This is a genomic window from Microvirga arvi, from assembly GCF_016892765.1.
In the GTDB taxonomy this organism is placed as follows: Bacteria; Pseudomonadota; Alphaproteobacteria; order Rhizobiales; family Beijerinckiaceae; genus Microvirga; species Microvirga arvi.
Genome location: NZ_JAFEMD010000185.1, coordinates 1 through 1,206 on the forward strand (window position 1 = coordinate 1; position 1,206 = coordinate 1,206).

Consider the following 1,206-nt stretch of genomic DNA (forward strand, 5'->3'; position numbering starts at 1 on the left):
AACTTGAATTGGCAAATAGTTGCCTGCCAAGCCCTAAGGTGTTTGGTAGCGGAACGTTGTTGGGATCAGGTGCGTTGGGCGATTGAGAACTATACGTGGCGCTTCGATGGCTCGCGACGCCCGCCACGTGCCTGGTGGAGGATCTGATGCACTCCCTTCATCCCCAAGCCCGCACCACCCCGGCGGTCCGCCAGGAGATTGCTCGCTCGAGAGAGCCCACCGGCGTGCTGGCCCAACGCTTCAGCGTCAGCACCGAGACCATCCGCAAGTGGCGCAAACGCGGGGCGCAGGACTGCCAGGACCACTCCAGCCGGCCGCACAAGCTGCCCTGGAAGGCCACCGAGGAAGAGCGCGCCATCGTCTGCGCCTTGCGCCAGGCCACCGGCTTTCCGCTCGATGATCTCACCTTCATCGTCACGCACTTCCTGCCGCATCTCAACCGGGATGCAGTCTACCGCATCCTCAAGGCTGAGGGTCTCGGCCGCCTGCCGCCGGCGCAGCAGCGCCAGCGCAAGATCGGCACGTTCAAGGAGTATGATCTCGGCTTCATCCACATCGACATCAAGCACCTGCCCAAGCTGGAGACCGCCAACGGCGAGAGCCGCAAGCGCTTTCTCTATGTCGCCATCGACCGCTGCTCCCGTTGGGTGCACCTGGCGGTCAAGGACGACGAGCTGGCCACCAGCGCGGTCGCCTTCCTCAAAGAGGCGATCGGCGCGTTTCCCTTCAAGGTCACGCACGTCCTGACGGACCGAGGATCCTGCTTTACCGCCGATGGCTTCGAGGACGCCTGCCGGAGGCTGAAGGTGGAGCATCGCACGACCAAGCCCTACACGCCGCAAACCAACGGCCTCGTCGAGCGCTTCAACGGCCGGGTACAGCGTGAGGTGCTGGGGATTACAATCTACAGCCATCGGGACCTGGAGACGCTGCTCAAGGGCTTCAATCAGGCCTACAACAGGAGACGCCAGCGCGTGTTGAAGGGGCGAACACCAGATGAGGTCGTGCGAAGCCGCCTCGTCGCCGAGCCCAGATTGGCCAACCGCCGCTACAAGCCGCCCGATTCAGACGCTTTGCCGCCAGCCCTCCAAGTCGTCGCTCACGCCAAGGAGGTCTCGCATCCAGACACTTAGTACTACAGCCGTGGTTTACGTCGGCGTCGGGTGCGCTTGCGCCAGTGACACTCGCGGGCACGCTGCTGGTGTC

General features: G+C 63.7%; 1 protein-coding gene. It reads left to right on the forward strand.

The window, feature by feature from the left end; translation table 11 throughout:
* Window positions 1–146 precede the first annotated feature (146 nt).
* Entirely contained in the window at window positions 147–1,133 is a 987-nt protein-coding gene (locus ILT44_RS30435; protein ID WP_204243343.1) for an IS481 family transposase, read from the forward strand.
* Window positions 1,134–1,206: the final 73 nt, after the last annotated feature.

Excerpts from the sequence above, each read along its gene's own strand:
- ILT44_RS30435 (WP_204243343.1), top strand. The coding sequence starts at position 147 with ATGCACTCCCTTCATCCCCAAGCCCGCACCACCCCGGCGGTCCGCCAG.